At 60.5% G+C, this 23,122-nt stretch carries 18 protein-coding genes and 2 pseudogenes; 13 read left to right on the top strand and 7 right to left on the bottom strand.

What is annotated here, in order from left to right; translation table 11 throughout:
- Positions 1 to 117: 117 nt before the first annotated feature.
- The 4 genes from ONR57_RS06200 to ONR57_RS06185 all read left to right on the top strand — a co-directional run bounded on the left by ONR57_RS06200 (position 118) and on the right by ONR57_RS06185 (position 5,058).
- Positions 118 to 639 (top strand): recombinase family protein, encoded by a 522-nt coding sequence (locus ONR57_RS06200; RefSeq protein WP_308198668.1) that lies wholly within the window; start codon positions 118 to 120, stop codon positions 637 to 639.
- 757 nt (positions 640 to 1,396) lie between these two features.
- Positions 1,397 to 1,552: a hypothetical protein gene (locus ONR57_RS06195; protein ID WP_265122219.1), complete on the top strand. Its 156-nt coding sequence runs from the start codon at positions 1,397 to 1,399 to the stop codon at positions 1,550 to 1,552.
- A gap of 12 nt (positions 1,553 to 1,564) precedes the next feature.
- Entirely contained in the window at positions 1,565 to 2,512 is a 948-nt protein-coding gene (locus tag ONR57_RS06190) for a DUF1837 domain-containing protein (protein ID WP_265122218.1), read from the top strand.
- Positions 2,509 to 5,058, top strand: coding sequence for a DEAD/DEAH box helicase (locus tag ONR57_RS06185; RefSeq protein ID WP_265122217.1), 2,550 nt, complete (start codon positions 2,509 to 2,511; stop codon positions 5,056 to 5,058). Before ONR57_RS06190 ends, ONR57_RS06185 begins: the two co-directional genes overlap by 4 nt.
- Positions 5,059 to 5,302: 244 nt before the next feature.
- Here the strand turns inward: ONR57_RS06185 and ONR57_RS06180 are convergent, their stop codons facing one another.
- Together ONR57_RS06180 and ONR57_RS06175 are read right to left on the bottom strand one after the other, a co-directional pair.
- The gene (locus ONR57_RS06180) at positions 5,303 to 6,424 is read right to left on the bottom strand and encodes an ImmA/IrrE family metallo-endopeptidase (RefSeq protein ID WP_265122216.1); all 1,122 of its coding nucleotides are present in this window, start codon (positions 6,422 to 6,424) and stop codon (positions 5,303 to 5,305) included.
- Positions 6,425 to 6,449: 25 nt separating this feature from the next.
- Entirely contained in the window at positions 6,450 to 7,091 is a 642-nt protein-coding gene (locus tag ONR57_RS06175; RefSeq protein WP_265122215.1) for a hypothetical protein, read from the bottom strand.
- Between the two features lie 632 nt (positions 7,092 to 7,723).
- Here ONR57_RS06175 and ONR57_RS06170 point away from each other — a divergent pair.
- Positions 7,724 to 7,825 (top strand): annotated as a pseudogene (locus ONR57_RS06170) (resolvase); the annotation flags it as partial.
- Between the two features lie 264 nt (positions 7,826 to 8,089).
- Here ONR57_RS06170 and ONR57_RS06165 read toward each other — a convergent pair.
- From ONR57_RS06165 to ONR57_RS06155, 3 genes are all read right to left on the bottom strand, one after another.
- Positions 8,090 to 8,491 carry a DUF5994 family protein gene (locus tag ONR57_RS06165; protein ID WP_265122214.1) on the bottom strand — a complete coding sequence of 134 codons (402 nt, stop codon included), beginning with the start codon at positions 8,489 to 8,491 and terminating at the stop codon, positions 8,090 to 8,092.
- Positions 8,475 to 9,026 carry a DUF5994 family protein gene (locus ONR57_RS06160; RefSeq protein WP_265122213.1) on the bottom strand — a complete coding sequence of 184 codons (552 nt, stop codon included), beginning with the start codon at positions 9,024 to 9,026 and terminating at the stop codon, positions 8,475 to 8,477. Before ONR57_RS06160 ends, ONR57_RS06165 begins: the two co-directional genes overlap by 17 nt.
- 728 nt (positions 9,027 to 9,754) lie before the next feature.
- Positions 9,755 to 10,801 carry an RNA polymerase subunit sigma-70 gene (locus tag ONR57_RS06155; protein ID WP_265122212.1) on the bottom strand — a complete coding sequence of 349 codons (1,047 nt, stop codon included), beginning with the start codon at positions 10,799 to 10,801 and terminating at the stop codon, positions 9,755 to 9,757.
- Between the two features lie 331 nt (positions 10,802 to 11,132).
- On the opposite strand from ONR57_RS06155, the gene ONR57_RS06150 reads away from it, so the two are divergent.
- Complete coding sequence (locus ONR57_RS06150) at positions 11,133 to 12,116, top strand: NAD(P)-dependent alcohol dehydrogenase (RefSeq protein WP_265122210.1); 984 nt, start codon at positions 11,133 to 11,135, stop codon at positions 12,114 to 12,116.
- Positions 12,117 to 12,282: 166 nt separating this feature from the next.
- On the opposite strand, the gene ONR57_RS06145 is transcribed toward ONR57_RS06150, so the two are convergent.
- Positions 12,283 to 13,761: a DASS family sodium-coupled anion symporter gene (locus tag ONR57_RS06145; protein WP_265122208.1), complete on the bottom strand. Its 1,479-nt coding sequence runs from the start codon at positions 13,759 to 13,761 to the stop codon at positions 12,283 to 12,285.
- Between the two features lie 185 nt (positions 13,762 to 13,946).
- Between ONR57_RS06145 and ONR57_RS06140 the strand changes: the two genes are divergently transcribed.
- The 5 genes from ONR57_RS06140 to ONR57_RS06120 are packed head-to-tail and all read left to right on the top strand — an operon-like array spanning position 13,947 to position 19,010.
- Entirely contained in the window at positions 13,947 to 14,606 is a 660-nt protein-coding gene (locus ONR57_RS06140; RefSeq protein WP_265122206.1) for a response regulator transcription factor, read from the top strand.
- Positions 14,607 to 16,037 carry a HAMP domain-containing sensor histidine kinase gene (locus ONR57_RS06135; RefSeq protein WP_265122203.1) on the top strand — a complete coding sequence of 477 codons (1,431 nt, stop codon included), beginning with the start codon at positions 14,607 to 14,609 and terminating at the stop codon, positions 16,035 to 16,037. It begins immediately after the preceding gene.
- Between the two features lie 2 nt (positions 16,038 to 16,039).
- Positions 16,040 to 16,933 (top strand): TAXI family TRAP transporter solute-binding subunit, encoded by an 894-nt coding sequence (locus ONR57_RS06130; protein ID WP_265122201.1) that lies wholly within the window; start codon positions 16,040 to 16,042, stop codon positions 16,931 to 16,933.
- A gap of 46 nt (positions 16,934 to 16,979) precedes the next feature.
- Positions 16,980 to 17,531, top strand: coding sequence for a dihydrofolate reductase family protein (locus tag ONR57_RS06125; RefSeq protein WP_265122199.1), 552 nt, complete (start codon positions 16,980 to 16,982; stop codon positions 17,529 to 17,531).
- 57 nt (positions 17,532 to 17,588) lie between these two features.
- Positions 17,589 to 19,010, top strand: coding sequence for a lipase maturation factor family protein (locus tag ONR57_RS06120; protein WP_265122198.1), 1,422 nt, complete (start codon positions 17,589 to 17,591; stop codon positions 19,008 to 19,010).
- A 14-nt stretch (positions 19,011 to 19,024) separates the two neighbouring features.
- Here the strand turns inward: ONR57_RS06120 and ONR57_RS06115 are convergent, their stop codons facing one another.
- Entirely contained in the window at positions 19,025 to 19,642 is a 618-nt protein-coding gene (locus tag ONR57_RS06115; protein WP_265122196.1) for a dihydrofolate reductase family protein, read from the bottom strand.
- Positions 19,643 to 19,841: 199 nt separating this feature from the next.
- Here ONR57_RS06115 and ONR57_RS06110 point away from each other — a divergent pair, with 199 nt between their 5' ends.
- Together ONR57_RS06110 and ONR57_RS06105 are read left to right on the top strand one after the other, a co-directional pair.
- A complete protein-coding gene (locus ONR57_RS06110; RefSeq protein ID WP_265122194.1) occupies positions 19,842 to 22,310 on the top strand; it encodes a molybdopterin-dependent oxidoreductase in 2,469 nt (822 codons plus the stop codon).
- Between the two features lie 528 nt (positions 22,311 to 22,838).
- Positions 22,839 to 23,122: pseudogene (locus tag ONR57_RS06105) on the top strand (hypothetical protein); the annotation flags it as partial.

Here is a 23,122-nt window from a genome sequence, read left to right as displayed (position 1 = left end):
GTCTCGCGAACCCCGTCTCTGACACACTACGAATGACGGCGACGCGACGAAACCGGGGAGCGCCATGAAGATCGGCTACGCGCGGGTGTCCACGCCGACCAGAACCTCGACGGATAGATCGATGCGCTGCGCGCGGCCGGATGCGACGAGGTATTCACCGACCACGCCTCGGACAAGCTCACCGCGAGACCCGGACTGGAGAAGGCATTATTGTCAGCGAACCGGGCGGGGGACAAGCTAGTCATCACGCGGCTGGACAGGCTCGGCCGTTCCCTCGGGCACCTGATCGAGCTGTCAAAGCAGCTTGAGCAACGCGGAGTCGATCTGGTGGTAATCGAACAGGGCATCGACGCGTCAAACGCGTTGGGGCGAATGTTCTTTCAGATCATCGGCGCGATCAGTGAATTCGAGCTGTCACTGATGCGGGAGAGGACGATGGTTGGTCTCGCCGCAGCACGAGCACGGGGCAGAGTCGGTGGCCAGAAACCCAAGCTGCGGCCTCGGCAGGTCCAACTGGCCCGCGACATGTACAACGAACTCAGCGAGGACGGGAAGCGCAAATACACCGTCGCGCAGATCGCAGCCGAGCTCGGTGTCGGGCGGGCCACGATCTACCGGCACCTCGGGCGGGCTAAATAGCAAAGCACGACTGACGAGGGGCAGTCGTGCATCCGGTACGCCACCGCGCCCTTACGCATTCGGCGTCGTGAGCACGTGAGAAGGTCGAATCGCTGTGCCCAGTGGACAGCCGCCGATTCGTTGAAATGTTAATCGTCGTCCACGGTGCAGCACGCTAGCCACAATCTTCCAAGAGAATGCGCATTCCGGTGAATACGGAGAGTTCCGCCGTGGTTACGTGAATGCTCGGCAATTTGCCCTTTATCCGGCGGTCTTCGTCATATCGACCCACCACGCCGTCGCGAAAAGTCTGTGCGTCAGTACAGCTAGCCGGACCATCCGGCAAGAAGCAACTGCGGCATTTCGGAATCCGGCCGCTGTCCTCCCCGTGCTTGCACCGTGCACACCGTCGACATGCCAAGCTGGCTATTCACCACCTGCAATCCTCGCTAGGCTGAGTAGGCACCAGCGGTCGTTGGGGGTACCGGCGGGCTGATCGTTGCTGATGGCAACAGGGACTCATTCTTCACGCGCTAACGACAAGCATCGGCGTGGCTCGCTGGTTGTGCAGGCAACTGAAGATGTCATGTACGACACTACTCGCAGCGCTGTTCCGCATGGTCGGCCGACGTCGGAGTCGGCCGGAATGTCGGTTCGTGACGGGGTCGAACACGGAGAGCGCGCGGAACGGGACCCACATGTGGGTCGATACTGCGAAGTGGCCTACTCTATCGCACCGACTGGTAGCACCCGGATCTATCAGATGTGGAGACAACATATGGCGCCAGCGGCCAGTTCTGTCGGCCAGCAGCCGGTAGATCTCCTCATCGCCTACATGCACGCGGCCGCCGACGGGATCGGACACGACAGAGCGACACCAGATCCAGCAGAAGCGAACGCCGCAATGTGGAGTGATGGTTATGCCGCTGAGTGACGGAGCGTGTGAATGAGCGACACCGGAGTTGTGAACGATTCGTTCGCGGACATGCTGGAGAGCCTGGTTCGGGGAGACCCGAACGAGTTTCTGCACCTGCTGACTGCGTATGACGTCCCCGTGCACCTCGAAGGATCAACCGCGACGGTGCGTACACACTTCCTTGCCACAGACGCGAATGGCAATCCGGCAGTCGAATTGCTTGGCACTGCCATGGCGCGCGCCGCCGTGGACTTCTGCATCCCACGATCCCGTGTCAAACAAGCACTAAAACACCTCCAAGAAACCGGTTCGACCAGTCAGTTCTCCCGCCTTGAACAACAAGCAAGAGAACTCTTTGTCGATGGAGACGGCACCGGCGAAGGAGGCGAACTACTCCTGTTCCTACTCATGGAACAAGCGCTCAAACTGCCTCAACTCTTGGCGAAGATGTCACTGAAAACCAATAGCAACGTCCATGTACATGGTTCCGATGGGGTCCATGCCAAGCTTGCTGACGATGGCGTACTGGACCTCTACTGGGGCGAATCAAAGCTATATCAGTCAAGTTCAGCTGCGTTTACAGACTGCTTCGATAGCATCGGGCCATTCCTCGGTGCTGACGGCGATACCCGCCGCCGGGATCTCTTGCTGGTGCGCGACAACCTGAACGTTCAGCAGGGCGACCTTGCCGCCCATCTTCTCCAATACTTCGACGAGACGAATCCTAAGGCTCTCCAGGTTCGTTGGAACGGCGTCTGCCTCGTCGGCTTCGACTACTCGAGCTACCCCAACCTGAAGACGCTCGCCGACGAGGAATCGACCAAAATCGCTCAGGCCACTGAACGGTGGCACAAGGCCATCTTTGACAGGCTTAAGAAAAACACACTGCTCGAAGTAAGTATCGATGTGTTTTGCATCCCGTTCCCGGACGTCGATGCGCTCCGAAAGATGGTCCGAAAGAAGCTGGGTGTCTCGTGACTGACCTCTCACAGATCGTGTTCGAGTCACAGAAGTTCCGAGACATCGTCCACTCGATACGTTTACAGTCGCTCCACGCGGAATTCCCAATGATCACGATGCACCACGAGCCCACCGTGATTGACTGGAACTATGCACTGCTATGCGCCAGTGCTCTTTCCTCCACCCCTACCGAGCGTGCGCAGAACACTGTGCTCAGAGTCGCAGCGGCCTGTCTCGCAAGCGACGATGCCGATGCGGCACACAAGAGCGCGGCAACCGCCATCCTTGATCGAGTTGGCAACCATCGTTCCGTAGAGCTCGCGGAATCACGCAATCTTGTCCAGGCGGGTATCTGGAAGCAGCTTCCTCCTTTGCTGCGAATGGAGACGATCCGAAAGCGCCTTCAGCTATCGATTCCGCTTTCGACCGGTGTGGACCTCACGGTCAACTCCTTCCAGAGTGAGCTGTGGAAGCATGCCGAGGACTTCGACTGGGTGAGTGTCTCTGCGCCTACATCCGCCGGAAAGTCACGGATCGTGCGCGAATGGTTTCTGGAGCAGATCAGGCAGCACAACCGATACACGGCCGTGTACCTTGTACCCACTCGCGCACTGGTAGAAGAGGTTTCAGCAGACTTCCGCGAAGCGGTGCCCGCAGGGACCGGTGTCTTTGTGATGCCGTGGGACCCCGATCTAGACAAGACCCACCGACGTGTCCTCGTTCTAACGCAGGAACGGCTCCATCTCATCCAGCAGGCACGCCATCCGTTCGAAATTGACCTTTTGTTTGTTGACGAAGCGCAAGGGCTCGGTAACGCCGAGAGAGGTGTGCTGCTCCAACACGTCCTTGACCGTGCCGTCGAGGATCGGCCTGCACTAAGAGTCATTTTTGCTAGCCCGCTCAGCGCTAACCCCGCCATCCTCCTAAGCGACAAGCCGGACTCAGCCCGGTCGCAGGCTATTACATCCGAAGCCGTGACGGTCAACCAGAACCTTATCCGAGTCGAGGGAGTGTACCGAGCGCCCGCGAAGAGAGTCGTCTCTCTGGTGCAAGATGGCCAGGCCCACGAAGTCGCTAGCTTCGAGCTGCAACAGCGCGCGACACGGATCCCAATGAGGATCGCGTACGTCGCTCACGCACTCGGTGGTGACAGCGGCGGCAACATCGTTTACATCAATGGCGCCGACGAGGCTGAGAAAGTCGCGAAGAACATTTCTGACCTCCGTCCCAATGTGATGAATGATGAGGAAGTCCGGAATCTTCAAGAACTGGTGCGAACCGCAGTCCACCCGAAATACAGCTTGGCCGACGCCCTCGCGAAGCGCGTCGCGTTCCACTACGGCAACATGCCTCTCGCCATCAGGTCTGAGATCGAACGTCTCTTCGGTGACGGCAAGATTGAGTTCCTCGTCTGTACCTCCACGTTGCTAGAGGGCGTCAACCTTCCCTGCCGCACGATTTTTATGCGCAATCCGCAGAAAGGCCGTGGACGGCCTCTATCCGAAGCCGACTTCTGGAACCTCGCGGGGCGCGCTGGCCGGTGGGGCAAGGAATTCCAGGGCAACATTGTGTGCATCGATACGGACGACGAAAACCTATGGCCTAACCTTCCAGCTATCAGACGTCGATCTAACTTAAGGCTTGCTACACACCATGGTCTCAGTGACGTGGCTCCGCTTATCGCTTACATACGCAGTGACTTCGCCGTGGGGTCGGATACTGGCTCCGAAAATCTTTTCTCATACCTGGCCGCTCAATACGCTTGCGGTCGAGACATAACCATTCATCTGGACCGTATAGCGGTCCACTCGGAACGGGCAGAAGTCCAGCATGCCCTCATCAACGCCATCGATCACGCCCAGTTTCCACACAATCTCATTCCGCGGCATGCCGGCATCTCGCCAATTGCGATGCAACGCCTGCTCGAGCGTTTTCGAGCCACTGACCAAGATCCCCACGAACTCTCACTACCCCTTCCGGAGGAGCAAGACGCCCGACAGCGATATCAAGACGCGCTCGTTCTAATCGGCCAGACGATGACCACGGCGTTCGGGTTTCCGCCGAAGACCGGCGGACCAGACAAACGCAAATGGCAAATCGCTAATCTGGTCGTCAACTGGATGAAGGGGATGCCACTAGCGCGCCTGATCGAGCAGCGTGCCACCGGAAAGACTTCCATCGCGAGGGCCATCAGAGACGTCATGGCCGATATTGAGACGGTCGCCCGGTTCCAGGCACCGAAGTATTTGTCATGTTACTCAGATGTGCTCGCCGCCTATGCCTCTGAGCGCGGTGTTCACGACGTCGGTCCCAGCCAAGACATCACGATGCTTCTCGAACTCGGTGTTTCCAGACCGAGCGAGGTGGTTCTGATGTCACTTGGCATGTCCCGCACAGCAACAATCGCTCTCTCACAATACGTGACGGTCGACAACTGGACATCAACCGAATGCCTCGAATGGCTTACGCACCAGAACATTGAAGGCATGGACATCCCTGTCCTGATCCAGCGGGAAATCCTCGACCTCATTGCCACGCAATCCACGCTCCCGGACCAGCACTAACGCCCGATCGGTGCCCATGTCACGCTATGGTTGAACGGCATGGATATCGGCTGGAGCAAGATCCAACTTCGGAAAGTCATCACTGGATCTTCCAGTCAGCCAACATTAGGACGCTGAGAACTTATGCGCCAGGGCACATCAGCCAGGCGAAACCCGCATCAGAGTCAGCCTTATTCCCAACAAGAAATAAAGTGCCGCGCCAGTCCAGTCTCTTTGAGAAACCATCTGAAAGCGGTATAGGGGACTAGCTGCTGACGAGCCGCAGGTCGCCAGAGCTTCGGCTCGACCGTGTCGCGCCTCCGCTGATCGCCATCGGGACGAGCCCAACTAGGAGTGAGCGAACGTCGGCCGCGCGTACTTCGATAAGGTTGGCGATGTAGGGGAAGCCTAGTCCTTGTTCACGCAGGTCGGCGAGGATTTGGGCCCACAAGCTGGAGAGCTCCGGGATCAAAGTTGATCCGGGTTCGCCTCTCCGGAAGCCGCGCTTGGAGAGTTCCTGGCACATGAGCCGATAGGTCCAATCCGAGATCACCCCGAGCTGGTGCAGGCGCACTGTGATCGCCATCGCACTGACCTTCCAGAGTTCCCGCAACCTTGGTAGGTCATCCAGCGAGACGTTCCCGTGGAGTGAGCCGAGCAGGCCGGCCCTGGGCATCAGGAATGCGGAGGCAAATTCGTTCGCCTGTCGTTCACGGAGCTTGCTTTCGCTCTCATAGAGGCTCCCACCGTGCATTAGTAGATGTCCCAACTCGTGCGCCAGGTCGAAGCGGAGCCGCTCAGCTGACTTCGAGGGGTTAAGGAAGATGATGGCGCTGCCGTTGTACCGGAAGGAGAATGCATCGATCGCCTGGTAAGTGCCGCTTACGGAGAAGATCCTTGCGCCCTTCGATTCCAGCAACGTCATCATGTTGCTGATCGGCGCCGTTCCTAGACCCCAGTAGCTCCGCAGCGCTTCAGCGGCGATTTCAGGGCCGGCGTCAACCTCCGCTCCGGCGAGTTCCTGAATCTCGGGGATGCCCGGTATAGGGAGCTTGTAGGCCCGGTCCATCCACTCCGACAGCTCGGCAGCTAGGGAGGCGAAGGAGCGCGCCGCAGTCTCGTCTTTCTGCGCAAGCTTGGACGAGGCCCGGAAATGAAAGGCTTCGGTCGAGGGAAGCTTGATCGGATCGCGGTAGAAGAACTCGACTGGGAAGTCGAGCGCTCTAGCGAGTCGGCCTACAAGCTCGTCACTCGGCGTTGTGCGGTTGCGTTCGACCTTAGACAGCCACTCGGGCGTGACATTGGCGGACTTGGCGAGTGCCGCCGCGGTCAGTCCGCGCAGGCTACGCGCCATCGGCAGGCGCGACGATAGGAACAGTTGAGTCATCGTGGATTAGATATGTCGTGCTGCATCAGCGGCGCTGGATAGTGAAGCTGAAGTCCTGGGTCGGGTCATCGTCGGCCGAGCCGTCGAATCTGTTAGCGCCACCGTCGAATCGCGGCAGGAGGATGCGCTCGCGCCAGTTCTCGATGTAGGCCTCGGGCATAACGGTCGGCAGGGACAACTCCGAGTAAACGAAGCCCTCGCGAGCGTCGTAGAGGAATACCCAAGTCTCGTTGATATCGACCATCTCACCGGATTCTGTGACCGCGTCGAAGAACGAAGCCTGCTCGTTAGCCGCGACCAGGGCCCCGAACGACCGCCCTTTCGGGTTGCGGTTACTCGGATCGCTGAACGTAACCTGACCCGTGTTTTCATCGCCGCTGCTAACCACGATCGCAGTGTGCATCGCGGGGTTTATCCAGGTGGGCTGATTCATTGGATCTGAGCGCTCCCAGCCACGCTGCAGGGCGACGAGCCCGTTGTGCAGTTCCTCGACGGTCCGCAGCCAGCGGCCAAGCTCGGGCGCGACCGTCGGTGCGCCGGGGGAGTAGGAGGAAGCTTCCGCCGCACCGCTGGCGAGCGCGTTCTCGAAACACCAGAGCTCGAGGTTCATCGACGCGAGACGCTGGTGCAGTTCCTCGCGGCGGCGCGGCTGAAGAATCGCCATCATCACTCCGATCGTCGGCTATACACAGCGTAGGGCACCATCCCGAATCAGTTCAAGTTTCAAGACCACAAATGTGAGTCGTTTTCTTGAACTGCCGGGCGATGAGATTACCGCACGAGGCCCGTCCGACCTACAAACAAGAGCCCCCGATCCATCTGGCACTGGAGTTGCGCGGCTGCAAACGCCTGCGGCGGGGTGTAACCACTAGCGTAGTCAGGCAGCGCGCAGGGCAATCTGTCATCGAAATGAGGCGATGACCGTGGGCATCGGTAACGACCGTAGATGTGAAGGAGAATTGGTTCCAGGTCGAAAGGTTGCGGTCATGGGGACGTCGCGGGATGACGAGGTTATTGAGTTACTGCCGCACGTCGATCCAGTCATGGGCGGTGAGGTGTTCGCGTCGCCGCGCCATGCCGGGGGTGGCGTGTTATCCGGGACGGAGCACTGGCGAGGGAAGGCGGGATGCCGGAGCCGCGCGAGGAGATCGTGCTGCCGAAGGACAGGTTCGCTGCTGGTTTCGGCGATGAGTTCGACGAGGTGGACCGTCGCCAGGATGCCGGGGCGGAGATGTGAATCGTGGGGGCCGGATTGTTCAAGGCTCCGGAGGTGAGGATGACGCACCGTCGATTGAACTGATGGTCGCCGAATTCGAGGCCAACTTGAATCACCTGCGCACCCGCGAGGGCATGGCAAAGGCCCGCGCGAAAGGCCGACTCAAGGGCAAACAGCCGAAACTGCTTCCACCATCCACCTTCATCAGCGGCATCCGCCCCACGCACGTAACCCGCCCGGACCCGAAATACTCCGCCATTACTGCTGGTCCGGGCATATGTGTTGTTTTTCGCGCGATTACTACCGGAACCCCATCTTCTGGCGCGCATCGCGATCGCCGACCGTGCCGGTGTTGACCCATCAGCAGATGTGTCCAGGCCAGAGCGCGCGGTGCCCCGGAGCATGCGATCGCTGTGGCGCAGGCTTCATGCCATTGGGTTACGGCGTCTTCATCGGGTGCTGATTGGTGGTTCTACCGTTAACTGGATCCGGAGGCCTGTTGTTGAGTAGAGGTACATCGTGTTTGCTGGCTGGTCTGGCTCCGGCCCATCGACTGCGACATCGTCGAGATTGCCGATAGCTCGCTGCCCAATGTCGTGGTCACTCCAGTCGAACACGACACGTTCGATGGGTCCGTAGAACTGGGAGAGCGCAGCTATCAGATCGTGCAGCTCCACGACGAGGTTAGTCGTGAAGGGACGCCACTGTCCGCTGGTGCGATCACCGGCCTGCATTTGTAAGCGTGGCGTCCGGCTTGGTTTCCTGAAAGGCTGGCTTTCGGTGCTTTTGGGCATGTGACCGACACCGAACTCTCGAGGAGTGCGGGCGGGTGTTTCATGTGCGCTTGTCATACCATTTCCTCATCGCGGGCTGGGCCGCATCGGTTTCGTAGGTGTGCCCTCCTTCGTATTCCCAGTTCTGCTCGGCTGCACGGCGTGCGAGGTAGCCAGCGAGGGCAGCTGAATGTGGGTTCAAAAGGTCGGCCACGGACGTTTCGTCACGAGGTTGCGCCGCAACGGACAGTGCCGCAGCTGCCGCATCCGGCGCAGACTGCGGCGGGAGGATGAGCAGACGTAGCGCGGTGCCGTTCACGTACCGCACGTGCAGTGTGTGGCGCGTGTGGAAGCGGTACCCGTCGAGTTTAATGCGGTGATCATTATGCACGACAGCGGCTGGTGCAGAGGCCCATTCGAAGAGCGAGTACGCAACTCGGTCGATCCGCCCAAGGGTGCGGCAGAACTCCTGAAGCAGGGGAATCTCCAGCGTGAGGTCGTCTGTATGCGGCCACCAAACGCCATCCACGGCACCTGCTTGTGCGCCGGGCGGCTTCATCCGCAGCCGACAGCGATCATCGCTGCCACATACGGGGGTATAAGTTTGCGTCATTGTGACGATCCGATCTGCCCCGCATTTGCGTGACTGATTCATCGCGGCCGCGTAGGCAGAATGCCTAAGTGTTGTCTTTGGCCACTAACGCTAGACTGCGCGCTTGACCTGTGCATTTGCTGAGCTGGCCGCGATTAGATGTACGGAATTTTTGCCGGTACCTTTGCATCTTCATTTCGGTGGCTGGTGGCCGACCGGTCGCGGTCACCGGCAGCCTAGATAAGACGGTGCGGGTGTGGGATCTGGACACCGGTACGCAGATCGGAGTTCCGCTTACCGGCCATACGAGTGCGGTCGGGCGGTGGCATGCGCCGAGCTCCGCGGCCGCTTAACCGAGCGTAGCGGAACCCTTCGCTGCCTACTGACTGCAAACAGTTTCGAAAAGATGGGGCGGCTTAGCTCTCTTCAAGAAGGCTAGCCCACCGCACCTTTTCGCGCGGTGCTAGTTTTGCATCGGCGAACGTTGTCAGGGGCACTCGGAGTGATAGATTTTCGTCCAAGTATTTCTTCAGATCAGGAAACTGTTTGAGGCACAGGCTGGCTGTATAAGTGAATCGATTGGGGTTTTCCAAGGCAATCGTCCAAGTCTTCAGATCATATTCCGGTCCAGTGAAGTAATCACGTGTGAGTGAAGTCCTGCAAAACTTCGTCTGATACATCATTGCGCTGCCGTGTTGCGTGAACTCAGGGCAAGCAGACTGACACGCCGAGACTCTGGACCTTCCTGCTCAGCCATCCACAACCTCGCTCAGCCCAAGCACCCCAAAGACCGTCTCATCGAACGTTATGATCTCTGCGACGAGACCGTCAGTGACTCGCAGGACGTCCACAGCGAAAGCGCGGTGCACGGTATCGCCCGGTTTGCGCAGGTACATAGCAACGGCAGGCTGCTTGTTGACCGTCGTCGCCACGCAGCGCCAATCCGAGTACTCCGGGGTACCAAGTCCGCCCTCGATCCATGCCGCAACGGTGGCACCGCGGCCAACCCACACACCAGGCTGAGGCGGCATTGCGAAGCGCAAATCCTCCCGTAGCAACGATGCGAGCTTGTCTGAGTCGAAATGTTCGTGGGCGGCCATGTAGGCATCGACCAATACACGCTCGTCCGGCGTTAACTGTTTCGTCGACGCGGCGCGCCAGTCCAGACGTCCATCTGGCAGCTGTTCGCGCATTCCCGACCGGGCGCGCTGCAGGGCACTGTTGCATGACGCAACTGTGAGTTCCAGTGCGTCTGCAGCCTGACGTGCCGACCAGCCCAAGATGTCACGCAGGATGAGTACTGCGCGCTGGCGCGGCGGGAGGTGCTGTACTGCCACAATGAATGCAAGCTCGATTGTTTCGCGCGCGACCGTTGTTTCTTGCGGGTCGTCGGGCAGGGCTGAATCGGGGTACGGCCGGAGATAGCGGACTTCCGATCCTGCCTCGGGCAGCTCTGCAGGCACTGGTGTGCGATCGCGGCGTTTCTCCAGGAAATCCAGGCAACAGTTCGTGGCGATGCGATACAGCCACGTGCGTAGCGCGGCTCTGCCCTGGAAGGTTTCGCGGCGGTCCCATGCACGCAGGAACGTTTCCTGCGTCATGTCCTGAGCGTCTTCGTATGACGCGAGCATCCGGTAGCAATGCACTTGCAGCTCGCGCCGATATTGTTCAGTGAGCAGGGCGAACTGTGCCGTGTCACTGGACCGCGCGGCTGTAATGAATTCGACCTCAGCTGCGCCGATGGGACCGGTATCGCTGCTTGCGCTGCTTACTTCGGCGTGCCTCACTTTGCCCATGGCGATCAACTCCTTTTTCGAACGTACCTCACCCGTCATAAGTGCAGACGTCTGAAGGGGAAGAATGTCATCGGCCGGTATCGGTGAGTGTGGTTATCTGCCTGCAGGCCGCAGAAGAGGGCTGGGGCAGCCACAACGCTCGGTGTCCGGTCAGCATTGCGCTCACGCGCCAGGCAGCACTGGACGGCAAGCCCGGAACGGCGAGCTTGGCTGGCCGTTCTAGGATTGCTTGACAGCACGGTATGACTCTGCCCCGGCGGCAGGTATGCGTCACCAGCTCATACCGAGATCGCTTTCGCCTGCTGGCACGAGGCGCTGACGGAGGTATGCAGTGAAGGCAATCAAAACGGCGGGTTTGGGTCCTGGCACCCGCTTGGTAGTCGGCACGAGCAAGCCGCCGAAACCGGGACCGAACGACGTCCTGGTCAAGGTGAAGGCTTCGTCAGTGAACCCCAAAGACTGGAAACTCAACCGCACAGCCGCGATGCTCGCGACACCTCTGTTGACAAAGCTCCTACCGCCCCTCTTTGGTGACGATCTCGCAGGTGAAGTAATCGCCACCGGGTCGAGCGTCACTGACTTCACGGTGGGGGACAAGGTTTATGGCATGGACATGCGGCCACGCACCGCGTCCCTGGCGGAGAAGGCCGTCATCGACCAACGCTGCGTTGCGCACATGCCGCATGGCCTGGATTTTGCCACCGCTGCATCGCTCCCACTCGCTGCGCTGACAGCGCTGCAGGGCCTGCACATCGGTAAGGCGCAGTCAGGGAGCGAGGTGCTCATCATCGGCGCGTCCGGCGGGGTCGGGACCCTCGCTGTCCAGATCGCAAAGGCTATGGGCTGTCATGTCACTGGCGTGTGCAGCTCGCGGAACCGCCAGCGCGTGCATGAACTCGGTGCGGACGCGGTCATCGACTACACCGCGGGGGATTACCGTCGCGACGCTGGACAATTCGACTTGGTCTTCGATGTGACGTCTTACGAGACACCGCAGTCTTGCGCGCCCCTGCTGAAACCGCACGGGTACTTCGTTTCCACGGGCGGCAATGCCAAGTCGGTACTCGCGTTGCGGACCAGCCGTAATCCGCGCGTGAAAGGGGTCCTCGTCCGTCCCGTGAGACGTGACCTCGAAACGATCAATTCGATGATTGAGGCGGGCGAACTCACTCCTGTAATAGACAGCCAGTTCGCGTTCGCCGACACTGAGGACGCCTACCGCCGCAGTCGCTCCGGCCGGGCCCAGGGCAAGATCGTCATCACCGTGGCGGACGACTGCTCTGCCGAATCGCCAGGGGAAACGGCCGCAGACTAGGCGCCGCCGATCGTCCCCGCCAGCGCACCCGTGGCTGTCAGCTCTGGCCAACTGTACAAACTATTCGCGAAGGTTGCGTCACTGTTCTGTGTGCGGTGTCAGCACCTGCGCGTCGCTCCGGTCCGAAGCGACGCGCAGGTGAGTCTGCCTTTCGTGCCGTCGCGAACTAGCCCGCGCTCATCACTAGTGGCTGCCACAGCAGAACGAATCCGTTGATGACGAGGATCGCGAACATGTTCACCCAGAACCCGGCCTTAACCATGTCGCTGATCGTGATGTAGTCGGAGGCAAAGACGGCGGCGTTCGGTGGGGTCGAGATTGGCAGCATGAACGCGCAGCTCGCGGAAAGTGCGACGACAGCCATGATCGAGTAGGGATCGACACCGATGCCGAGGGCGAGCCCGATGCTGATGGGTATCAGCATGTTCGATACCGCCGTATTCGACATGATCTCGGTCATGAAAAGCACGATGACGCTCAGCGCGGCAATGATCAGCACGAATGGCAGCGATGCCAGCCCCCCGAGCAGCTCGCCGAACCACGTCGTCAGGCCCGACGATTCGAATGCCGCAGCCAGCGAGAGTCCGCCACCGAACAACAGGAGCAAACCCCACGGCAACTGCTTCATATCGTCCCAGACGAGCAGGCCGCCTTTCTCCTGCTTCGCGGGCAGCAAGAACATACTCACGGCCCCGATGATCGCAATCGACGTGTCGGACAGCCGGAGGGCTTCAGGCAGAAATCCGCTGCTGATCCATAGCGCGCCGACCGCAGTGAAGACCGCAAGCACCGCCTTCTCTTCGTACGACATACGTCCGAGCTTTTTCAGCTGCTCGCGCGCAAAGTCGCTCGACACACTGGTTCGCGACGCCACACGGAACTGAATGCGGGTGAGGTAGAAGTACAGGAACGTGAGCATCACAGCGGTAAGCGGCGCCGCGAAGAAGAACCACTGCGCGAACGACACGGTGGTACCGAGATTTTGCTCCGCTACTGCCGCGAATACCGCATTCGGAACTGAACCGATCAACGTTGCGAGGCCGCCAATGGATGCTGCGTACGCAACCGACAGCAACAAGCCCTTAGCGAAGCGCCGCAACGTCTCTTCGTCATAGATCCGCTTATCACGAAGTTCCGCGATCAGTGCTAGCGCGATCGGCAGCATCATCAATGCGGTGGCCGCGTTGGAAATCCACATCGACAGGAACGCAGTTGCCAGGATGACGCCCAGGATGATGCGCTGCCCACCGCTGCCGACCATCGTGATGATTGCCATGGCGATGCGTTTGTGCAGGTTCCACTTCTGGATCGCAATCGCGATGGTGAATCCGCCCATGTACATGAACACGATCGGATGTGCGTAGGCGGTCGCCGCGGTTGTCTGGTCTGCGCCACCGAAAACGGGCAGCAGAAAGATCGGCATGAGCGACGTTGCCGGGATCGGCAGGGCTTCCGTTATCCACCAGGTCGCCACCCACAACGTCACAGCGAGGACTGCCCTGGGGGCGTCGTCGAGGCCAGTGAGGGCCGGGATAAAGTAGGCGATCGCGAACAGCGCGGGCCCCAGCAGCAGCCCAATCCGTTCACGGGTGATAGGGGAGGACGGCGCATTCGTTGTCCCTCGCGGCATCGTGGTTACACTCACTTGCGCTCCTTGGACTGGAATCTGTTCTGGTGATACACACCACCTTCACTCACTCGCTATGCGCCAGGCCACACTCTGCGGCGAGGCCTTACATTCCCTTAAGACGAATGGGTTCGGGCACGTGGCTGGTTCTGTAACGTAGATCTGCCGGTGCCGCTAGCGCGGGCAGGGAAAGAGGAAGACAGGTGCGAGTCGCGGTTGTTGAAGACGATGATGGTGTCGGTGATGCACTCGTAGACGCACTGCGCGCGCGTGCGCACACTCCTGAGCGGATGCGTCGCGGCGACGAGTTGCTGCTGCATCATCGCGGGTTCGATGCCGTACTTCTCGACCTGGGTCTGCCCGATACTGACGGTCTTGTCATACTGCGGCAACTCCGCGCGGTCAGCGACATTCCCGTAATAATCCTGACTGCCCGCGATGACGAACGCTCAGTCGTGCGCGGCCTTCGAACAGGAGCCGACGATTACCTGGTGAAGCCGCCGCGCCTCAACGAACTCGTCGCGCGCCTCGAGGTTGTGACCCGGAGGCGGCGACCAGCCGACGAACAACCCCCAGATGTCGTCGTTGCCGGTGACGTCCGAGTCGAACTCACCGCCCGCACGGCGACCGTGGCCGGTGAAACAGTGCCGCTGACTTCCAAGGAGTTCGAACTGCTTGCCGCCCTTGCGGCTCGGCCTGGCGAGGCCATCAGCCGCCAGCAACTGATGGATGAGATTTGGGGCGACGCATACGTCGCGATCTCACGCACCCTCGACGTGCATATGAACGGATTGCGGTCAAAGCTGAACCGTCCGGGACTCATTTCGACGATTCGCGGGTTCGGTTACCGGTGGGGGACGTGAATGCGCGCCCGTGTGCTGGCCGCGCTGCTCGCCTTCGCAGCTGTAGCGGTGCTTTCCTTCGCGATACCGCTGGCTTTCGCCGCTTCTGACGCGCGGACGCGTGACCTCATGCTGAGCCGGACAGCCGTACTTGATTGGTTCGCGACCCTCGCTTACCCGGAGTTCATCACGGGAGACGCGGACTTTCTGCGCGGTGAGATCGACGACTATTACGAACTCTTTCGGGAGCCGGTTCTGATAGCGGATTCTGCGGGGACTGTTGTCCTTTCTACCGGTTTGGAGGCTGCTGACCCGATGGTGCGCGGCGCCATCGACTCCGGCCGTCGTAACGAACAATTGGATACTCCTGCACGGCTTACACCATGGAGCGAGGACACGCTCTTGCTTGCCAGGCCTATCGGGACGGGCGTGCATTCGGAAGGGGTCGTTCTCCTCGAAGTGACAACCGTGCGCGCAAAGGCGGACATCACGCGCACCTGGATACTGATTGCGCTGAGTTCGGCTGTCGCACTGGGTGTCGTCTATGTGCTAGCCCACACTTTGACGCGCTGGGTCCTGCGTCCCCTGGACTCTCTCGCGGCCGGTGTCAGTTTCCTCACGCGAACATTGCCGACCCCCGAAGCGCCAGCGCCGCTCACCGCTCACTATTCGGGGCCGCCGGAGATACGGCACCTCGCACGGTCCTTTGACGCCATGGCACACGCGGTCCTCAGCTCAGCGAGCGCGCAGCGGAAGCTAATCGAAGATACCGCGCACAAGCTCCGAAACCCGCTGGCTGCACTGACTTTACGGCTCGACGCCTTGGCATATGAGCTGCCAACTGGCTCCCAATCATCGCTCGACCGGGCGGGTGCGGAGGCAGAACGCCTCGGGGCAATTCTCGACGGCATGCTCAAGCTCGCCACCGCCGAAGTGCCACACCAGTTCGAGAGCGCTGCCGCGGGAACCGATTCCGCTGCGTATTGCGACGCAGTGTTTGTCGCCGCGGAACGGGCTGACGCGTGGGGCGCGGCGTTTAAGGCCGCAGAGATGACTCTCCGCACCGAATTCGGTGCGCAGCGCATCAGAGCGATGATCGAAGAATCGGCACTCGAACAAATTCTTGACGCGGCACTGAGCAATGCGCAACACTACGCCGGAACGGGCGCAACGGTGACGCTGTCTGTCCGGTCAGATCACAACACGTGTGAAATCGCCGTTGCTGACGACGGTCCGGGCGTGCCTGAAAGTGAGCTTGGGCGACTGACCGAGCGGTTTTACCGCGCTGAAGGTCAGGGCCAAACCGGCACGGGGCTCGGGCTTTCGATCGCCCACGCACTCGCAGAGGCATATTCTGCGAAGCTCCACGTTGAGGCCGCCGAGCCGCATGGGCTCTGCGTGACGCTCGAAGTGGGCACGGTAGCTGCTGCGCGCGCCGAGAGCGGTGGCTGACCATGCTGACGAGAAGAAAATTCCTGCTGATGTTCGGTGCTGTCCTCGCGGCGGGCGGCACCGGATGTTCCGGCGACAGCGGTACGGTGACACTGCGTTTCGCGGCGGGGGAGGCTGCTGGCACGTACATTCAATTCGCGCAGCTATTAGCCGCGGCAACAGCGGGTTCAACGTTGCGAATCGACCCTCTAGTCACCGATGGTTCGCGCTCAAATATCCGGCTCCTCCTCGCTGGTGATGCTGAGCTCGCGCTCAGTCATGCGGACGCAATCGGCGAGGACGCTGCGGCGGGGACACTTGTGGCGATCGGACGAGTATATGAAAACTACATCCAGCTGGCGGTACGCGACGACTCCGACTTCTCCGTACTCGAGGACCTTCGTGGGGCGCGGATAGTGCTCGGGGCTCCCGGCTCTGGAGTCGCCGCAGTGACCAGCGTGCGACTGCTCGATGCGGCGGGAATGACAGACGGCGTGGCAGCGCTGACGATGCCGCTCTCCGAATCGATCGCTGCGCTGCAGCAGCAGCAGATTGACGCTGTGATTTGGGGCAGCGGGTTTCCCACTCCAGCGCTGCATACCGCGGGCGTTCGTTACTTGTCGCTCGGTCCCGTCATCCCGGAGCTCCAGCGCAGCCACCCGGGCCTGTACGACCACGTCCGGTTGCCCGGCACGCGCGTCGACACAGTCGGCGTCGCGAACTTACTGCTGACGCGCAGCGATCTTTCCGATGCGCTGGCAGGCCAACTCGCGCGGGTGCTCGTCGACAAGGCACGTGAATTGATTCCCGAACACGCACTTGGAACGCAGTTCCTCGACATCCGTGCACTTATCGGCACTCGGCCTGTACCGATGCATCCTGGAGCGGCCGACGCGTACCAGCGTCTGCACGGGTAAACCGTGGCTCCGATGAGTCTCGAAAGCGGCGGAGGTCTAACTGGTCATGAGGAAACTGATCTATGGGTTCACAACGTCCGTGGACGGCTACATCAACGACCGCAACGGCAACATCGACTGGACTCACCCGGACGACGAATTGCACCAGTTTCACAACGACCGGTTCCGCGACGTCGAGATTTCGCTGCATGGCCGTCGGCTGTACGAGCTGATGGCGGAGTACTGGCCGCACGTGCCTGGCGACGCGTCCATCATCGAGCGCGACTTCGCGGACCTTTGGCTGGCGAAGCCCAAGGTCGTCTTCTCCAGGACACTGACTGAGGTCCACTGGAACAGCACTCTCGTCAGCGAGAACGCAGTGGAGGAGGTCCGCAGACTCAAAGCGGGCGGCGATGGCGTCATGGAGGTTGGCGGGGCTAATCTCGCGGCCTCGCTGATACCGCATGGACTCGTCGATGAGTACCACATTTTCGTCTCACCTGTTGTGCTCGGGGGCGGCACCGCGATGTTCCCTGTCATCGATAATTCCATTCGTCTTCGACTCGCCGAGACCAGGCATTTCAACACCGCGGTGCTTTTGCGCTACGTCACTGAATGAAGTCCGCGACGTGGGTGGCGCAGCGTTGTAGGCTGAGCTGAGTCACCGAGGTGCGGCATGGAGTGGTTCGGAGAGTCTGGATACTGGCTGAGCCGCTGGATGTTCCAGCGTGGGCTCGGCCTGGTGTATCTCGTTGCGTTCCTCGTCGCGCTTAATCAGTTTCGCGCACTGATCGGCTCCCGGGGTCTCACGCCGATACCGCGCTATTTGGAGCAGCGGAGTTGGCGGCAGGCGCCAAGCATCTTCCATCTCTACTACTCAGATCGCTTCTTCGCAGTCGTCGCCGGGTGCGGTGCAGCGCTCGCTGGCGCCGCAGTGTTAGGTGTCGGCGACGTGATTCCGCTGTGGGCTTCGATGGCGCTGTGGGCGCTGTTGTGGATCCTGTACCTGTCGATCGTGAATGTTGGGCAGGCGTGGTACGGATTCGGCTGGGAGTCCTTGCTTCTTGAAGTGGGCTTCCTCGCGATATTCATCGGTGCGGGGCCCGCGGAGCCGTCAGTACTAGTGCTGTTCCTGCTGCGCTGGGTTCTTTTCCGCCTTGAATTTGGCGCGGGCATGATCAAACTGCATGGGGACCGCTGTTGGCGTGACTTCACGTGCCTCTACTACCACCACGAGACACAGCCGATGCCTAATCCGCTGAGCTGGTATTTTCACCACCTCCCGAAGCCGCTGCACAGAATCGAAGTAGCTGGCAATCACTTTGCACAGCTGGTCGTTCCGTTTTTTCTTTTCGCGCCGCAGCCAGTGGCATCAATCGCGGCGCTTATCATCATCATCACGCAATCCTGGCTGGTGATGAGTGGTAACTTCGCGTGGCTCAATGTCCTGACGATTGTGCTGGCGCTTTCGGTCATCGACGGCTCGTGGTGGGCGATCGTATTACCGCTCGATCCGCCCGCAGCAGAACCGGTTCCCGGATGGCAAGCCTTCCTTGTCGTCGGGGTAACCGTCCTTGTTGTTGCGCTGAGCTACCGGCCAGCACGCAACCTATTCTCGCGGCAGCAACTGATGAACTACAGCTTCGACAAGTTGCACCTGGTTAACACATATGGCGCGTTCGGCCGGGTGACGCGCACACGCTACGAAGTGATCCTCGAAGGCACCTCTGCGGAGCTGCCGACTGATATCGCCGAATGGCATGAGTATGAATTCAAGGGAAAGCCGGGTGACCCGCACCGGCGGCCACGCCAGTTTGCGCCCTATCACTTGCGTCTCGACTGGCTGATGTGGTTCGCGGCGGTCTCGCCGGGGTACGCCCAGACATGGCTGCCGCGTCTCGCGCGCAAACTCGCCGAGAATGACTCTGCAACGCTGAAACTACTCAGGCACAATCCGTTCCCCGATACGCCGCCCCGATGGGTGCGGGCCCGAATGTATGTCTATCGATTCACCAGCCCCGCGGAGCGCAAACGAACCGGCGCGTGGTGGCACCGCGAATTCGTGACTGACTACATGGCGCCGGTGGGCCGCAGATGATGCTGGTTTGGGCGCTAAGATTCGGCTCCGGCGGTCGCGTACCGAGGGCGCCCGGCTGGCCGGTACGTCTGGATTGTGACGCCTGCGGGGGTGGTTTGGGATTTCAGCAAATGGAGAGCGACGTCCGGGCCGTCGCTGGCAAATAGGCGACGGCCTTGGCCGACAATAACGGGGAAGAGGAGAAGGTTGATCTCGTCGACAAGATCCTCGTGGATCAGCCATCGGATGAGTTCGCCGCTGCCGTGCACCTGTAGCTCCCGTCCGGGCTGTGCCTTCAGCTTGCGGATCGTGGCTGCGACGTCACTGCTGATAACGGTCGTCCCGTCCCATTGGGGAGCAGTGAGCGTGCGTGACGTGACGTACTTTGGACGCGTGTTCAAGGCGGCTGCGATGGGGTTGTTCCGGTCTGTCATTGTTCCCCAGTAGCCGGCGAAGAGTTCATACGTTCGCCGCCCGAACAGAAACGCTTCCGCGCGTTGGTATGTCTCGACGATGAATGTGCCGCCCTGCGCATCGAAGAACGGCGTGATCCAGCCGCCACGTTCAAATCCGCCGCTTCGGTCTTCATCCGGCCCGCCGCAGCCCTGCATGACTCCATCAAGCGACAGGTGCGTGGTTGTCGTCAGTTTCATGGTGACGCCTCTTGTTTGCCGCCATCGTCATTCCTTTAGACCGCGCGGGCGGGTGGTCTTCATCGGTGGACATTCGGGTGACCAGCCAGCAGGCAGATTTGCCCTGCATTCGACACCCGTCTCCATGGGGTATGCTATCTGTCATAAAAAGTACTAATGCCCGGTCTGGCTACCAATTGTCACGCTGTCGAGGAGCGCCATGCACCCCAACGTTGTAACGACGAAGAACTCGGCATGTGTGCTGTGTGAGTGCAACTGCGGTCTCACGCTGGACATCGAGGGCAGCAGAATCGCGAAGATTCGCGGTGACAAGGCGCACCCTGCCTCAGCGGGGTACACCTGCGAGAAGGCAATGCGCCTCGACTTGTATCAAAACGGTCCGCACCGCATCAGCAGTCCGATGAAACGGCAGGCGGACGGCACGTACACCGAAATCGACTGGGACACTGCTCTCGACGAAATTACTGCCAAGCTAATGGGGATCCGCGACCAGCACGGCGGGGAAACCATCTTCTTCTATGGCGGTGGCGGGCAGGGCAACCACCTGGGTTCAGCGAATGCTGTCGCGCTGCGAGCAGCGCTGGGCAGCAGGTTCTACTCGAACGCTCTCGCCCAGGAGAAGACAGGCGAGATGTGGGTCGACGGCAAGCTGTACGGCGGCCACACGAAGGGCGACTTTGAGAACGCTGAAGTCCTGGTGTTCATCGGCAAAAACCCATGGCAGTCACATAGCTTCCCTCGAGCCCGGCCGCTGCTGAAAGCTGTGGCGAAAGACCCAGAAAAGTCGATGGTCGTCGTCGATCCCCGAGTGAGCGAAACCGCCGCTCTCGCCGACCACCACTTGCAGGTCAAACCGGGGTGCGACGCATGGTTAATTGCCGCCATGGTTGCCGTACTTGTGCAGGAGAACCTCGTCGACCAGCAGTTCATAGCCGAACACACCACTGGGTTTGACCAGGTCCGAACGGTTTTCGAGGGTGTCGACATCCCTGGCTTCGCTGAAATTTGTGGTGTGCCTGAAGAGAAGATCCGGTTGGCGGCCCGGCGGATAGGAACCGCACGCAGCGTGTGCGTGTACGAAGATCTGGGCACTCAGCAGGCACCTAACAGCACATTGGTGTCCTACCTAAACAAGATGCTGTGGATTCTGACCGGCAATTTCGGGCGGCCCGGGACGATGTTCCTGCACTCGAGTTTCGTTCCACTCGCCGGAGGTGGGGCAGGAGGCGGGCAGAGACGAACTCTGACCCCACTGCAGCGCGCACAGAAACGCGCCCTCAGCACAGCCATGCGTACAGGTGCGACGGCCGCTGCGAATCTGATTCCAGCCGCAGCTCGGGCCCCGGGGCTCAGGCGCATGGTCGAACCAAGTGCGCGGGCCCTCCTCGAAACACTAGCGCCGCTCGTTGGGGGACCGCCGCAAGTCAGCAATTCAAGTGGCGGGGCCCGGCGAACACCGGTCACTGGTGCGCGAATCATCGGTGGACTCATTCCCTGTAACTCTATTGCTGAGGAAATTCTGACTGACCACCCAAAGAGGTTTCGGGCCATGTGGCTCGACAGCACGAACCCCGCTCATTCACTCCCTGACTCAAAACGGTTCCGAGCGACAATGCGCGCGCTAGATCTTACTGTCGTCGTGGATGTGGCGTTCACCGAAACCGCCCGCCACGCGGACTATGTCCTGCCCGCCGCCAGTCAGTTCGAGAAACCAGAGGCGACCTTCTTTAACTTCGAATTCCCGCACAATGTATTTCACCTGCGTAAACCGGTGTTCGAACCGCTGCCAGGGACGCTAGCTGAACCCGAAATTTATGCCCGGATTCTGCGGCGCATGAACGTGGTTGACGACGCGACACTCACCAATCTCCGGACCGCGGCACACACTGGTCGTGACACCTTTGGTGCCACGTTTATGGCACTCACCGTGGCCCAGCCGCAGCTCGCCAAGCTCGCGCCGTACATCCTGTACGAAACTCTTGGGGAAACGTTGCCCGCACACATGCGTGGGGCGGCTGTGCTGTGGGGCGCCGCCCAGATGTGCGCGGCGGCCAACCCTGACGCCGTCAGCCGTGCGGGCTTCACAGGGGCAGGGCTCGCACCGGGAAATGCCCTGTTTGACAAGATACTTGAGTCCGACACGGGCGTGGTGTTCACCGCTGACACCTGGGATACAGTCTGGAACTACGTCACCCGAAAGGACCGGCGGTTCACCATTGTCATCGACGACTTGCTTGAGCAAACCCGTAACCTCGCCACCGCGCGATCCTCGTGGACCACTGATGAGTTTCCGCTGATTCTGGCTGCCGGTGAACGCCGCTCGTTTACTGCAAATACGATCATCCGCAACCCTGACTGGCGTCGCAGAGATCGCGACGGCACCCTGCGCGTGAACGCGGAAGATGCTGCTGCGCTCGGGGTTTCAGACGGTGACCATGCTCGCTTGGTTACCCGTGGCGGATCCGCCAAGGTCCTCGTCGAGATCAGCAACATGATGCAGCGCGGAAACATCGCATTGCCCAACGGCCTCGGTGTCGATTTCCCTGATGAAGAAGGCGCTGTGAGCGCGGGTGTCGCGCCGAACGAACTCACCACAGCCGAACTGCGCGACGAGTTCGCTGGAACCCCGTGGCACAAGTATGTTCCCGCCCGGCTGGAAGCGATCTGATGGGAAAGCAATGACCTCCGCGCCACCGGCCAAGTGACGGCCGCAGGTCTAACTGAAGTCCAAAACGTCACAGTGACGTTTTGTGGGTGGGTCACGGGGCGTTGGAGGATCAGGAAGTAGAACGGTATTTGTCCGAGCCGCAGCCGGGTGCCGTAATCCGCACGCAACCGACTGGACGCGGTTCGGCTGAATCCAGGGTTCGTTTAGCGTGGCAGTCACGCAACCAAGTTAGAGGCCGTAGCTGCATCCGTGCGACAACTAAAGTGGGCAAGTCAACGAATGAGTGAGCAGGGCCATCACAGCGATGAATTCGTGCCGGATCTGCGACTATGTCTACAGCCGATAATCTACATTATGTCAGGTAACAAACGGGTTATTCGCATGGCATGCGAATACGGCAGGTTCTGATAACCCCTCTCCCCGGCAGCCCTTGGGGCATTACCTGCGGTGTTGCGAACTGCGCCTGTATGGGTGGTTGCTGCAGGTCGCTTGTTGAGCGTGCGTGATCGGATTGGTCTTCCATAGCCGGTGCGTGACGCGGCTACTGCCGCCAGGACGCTGGAAGACTCCGACTTCTACCGCCCGCTGCATGGGCAGATGTTTTCCACCATTGCTGGTCTGGCCCGCGCGGGCAGCGACCACCGTGCGCCCAGCGTGCTCGCGCACCTCAGTGCCGGGGAACAGATCGCACGTGATGACAGACGCAGCCTCATCCGCCTTCTGACACGCGCTGCAACAGGCGATGCTGACCCGCTGCAGCGAACTCGAACTCTCCCGGCAAGCCGGGATCACCCGCACGACACTGCGGCGCT

The sequence above is a fragment of the Hoyosella sp. YIM 151337 genome (genome assembly GCF_026041215.1).
Taxonomy (GTDB): Bacteria; Actinomycetota; Actinomycetes; order Mycobacteriales; family Mycobacteriaceae; genus Hoyosella.
This window is presented reverse-complemented; position numbering and strand designations above follow the sequence as displayed.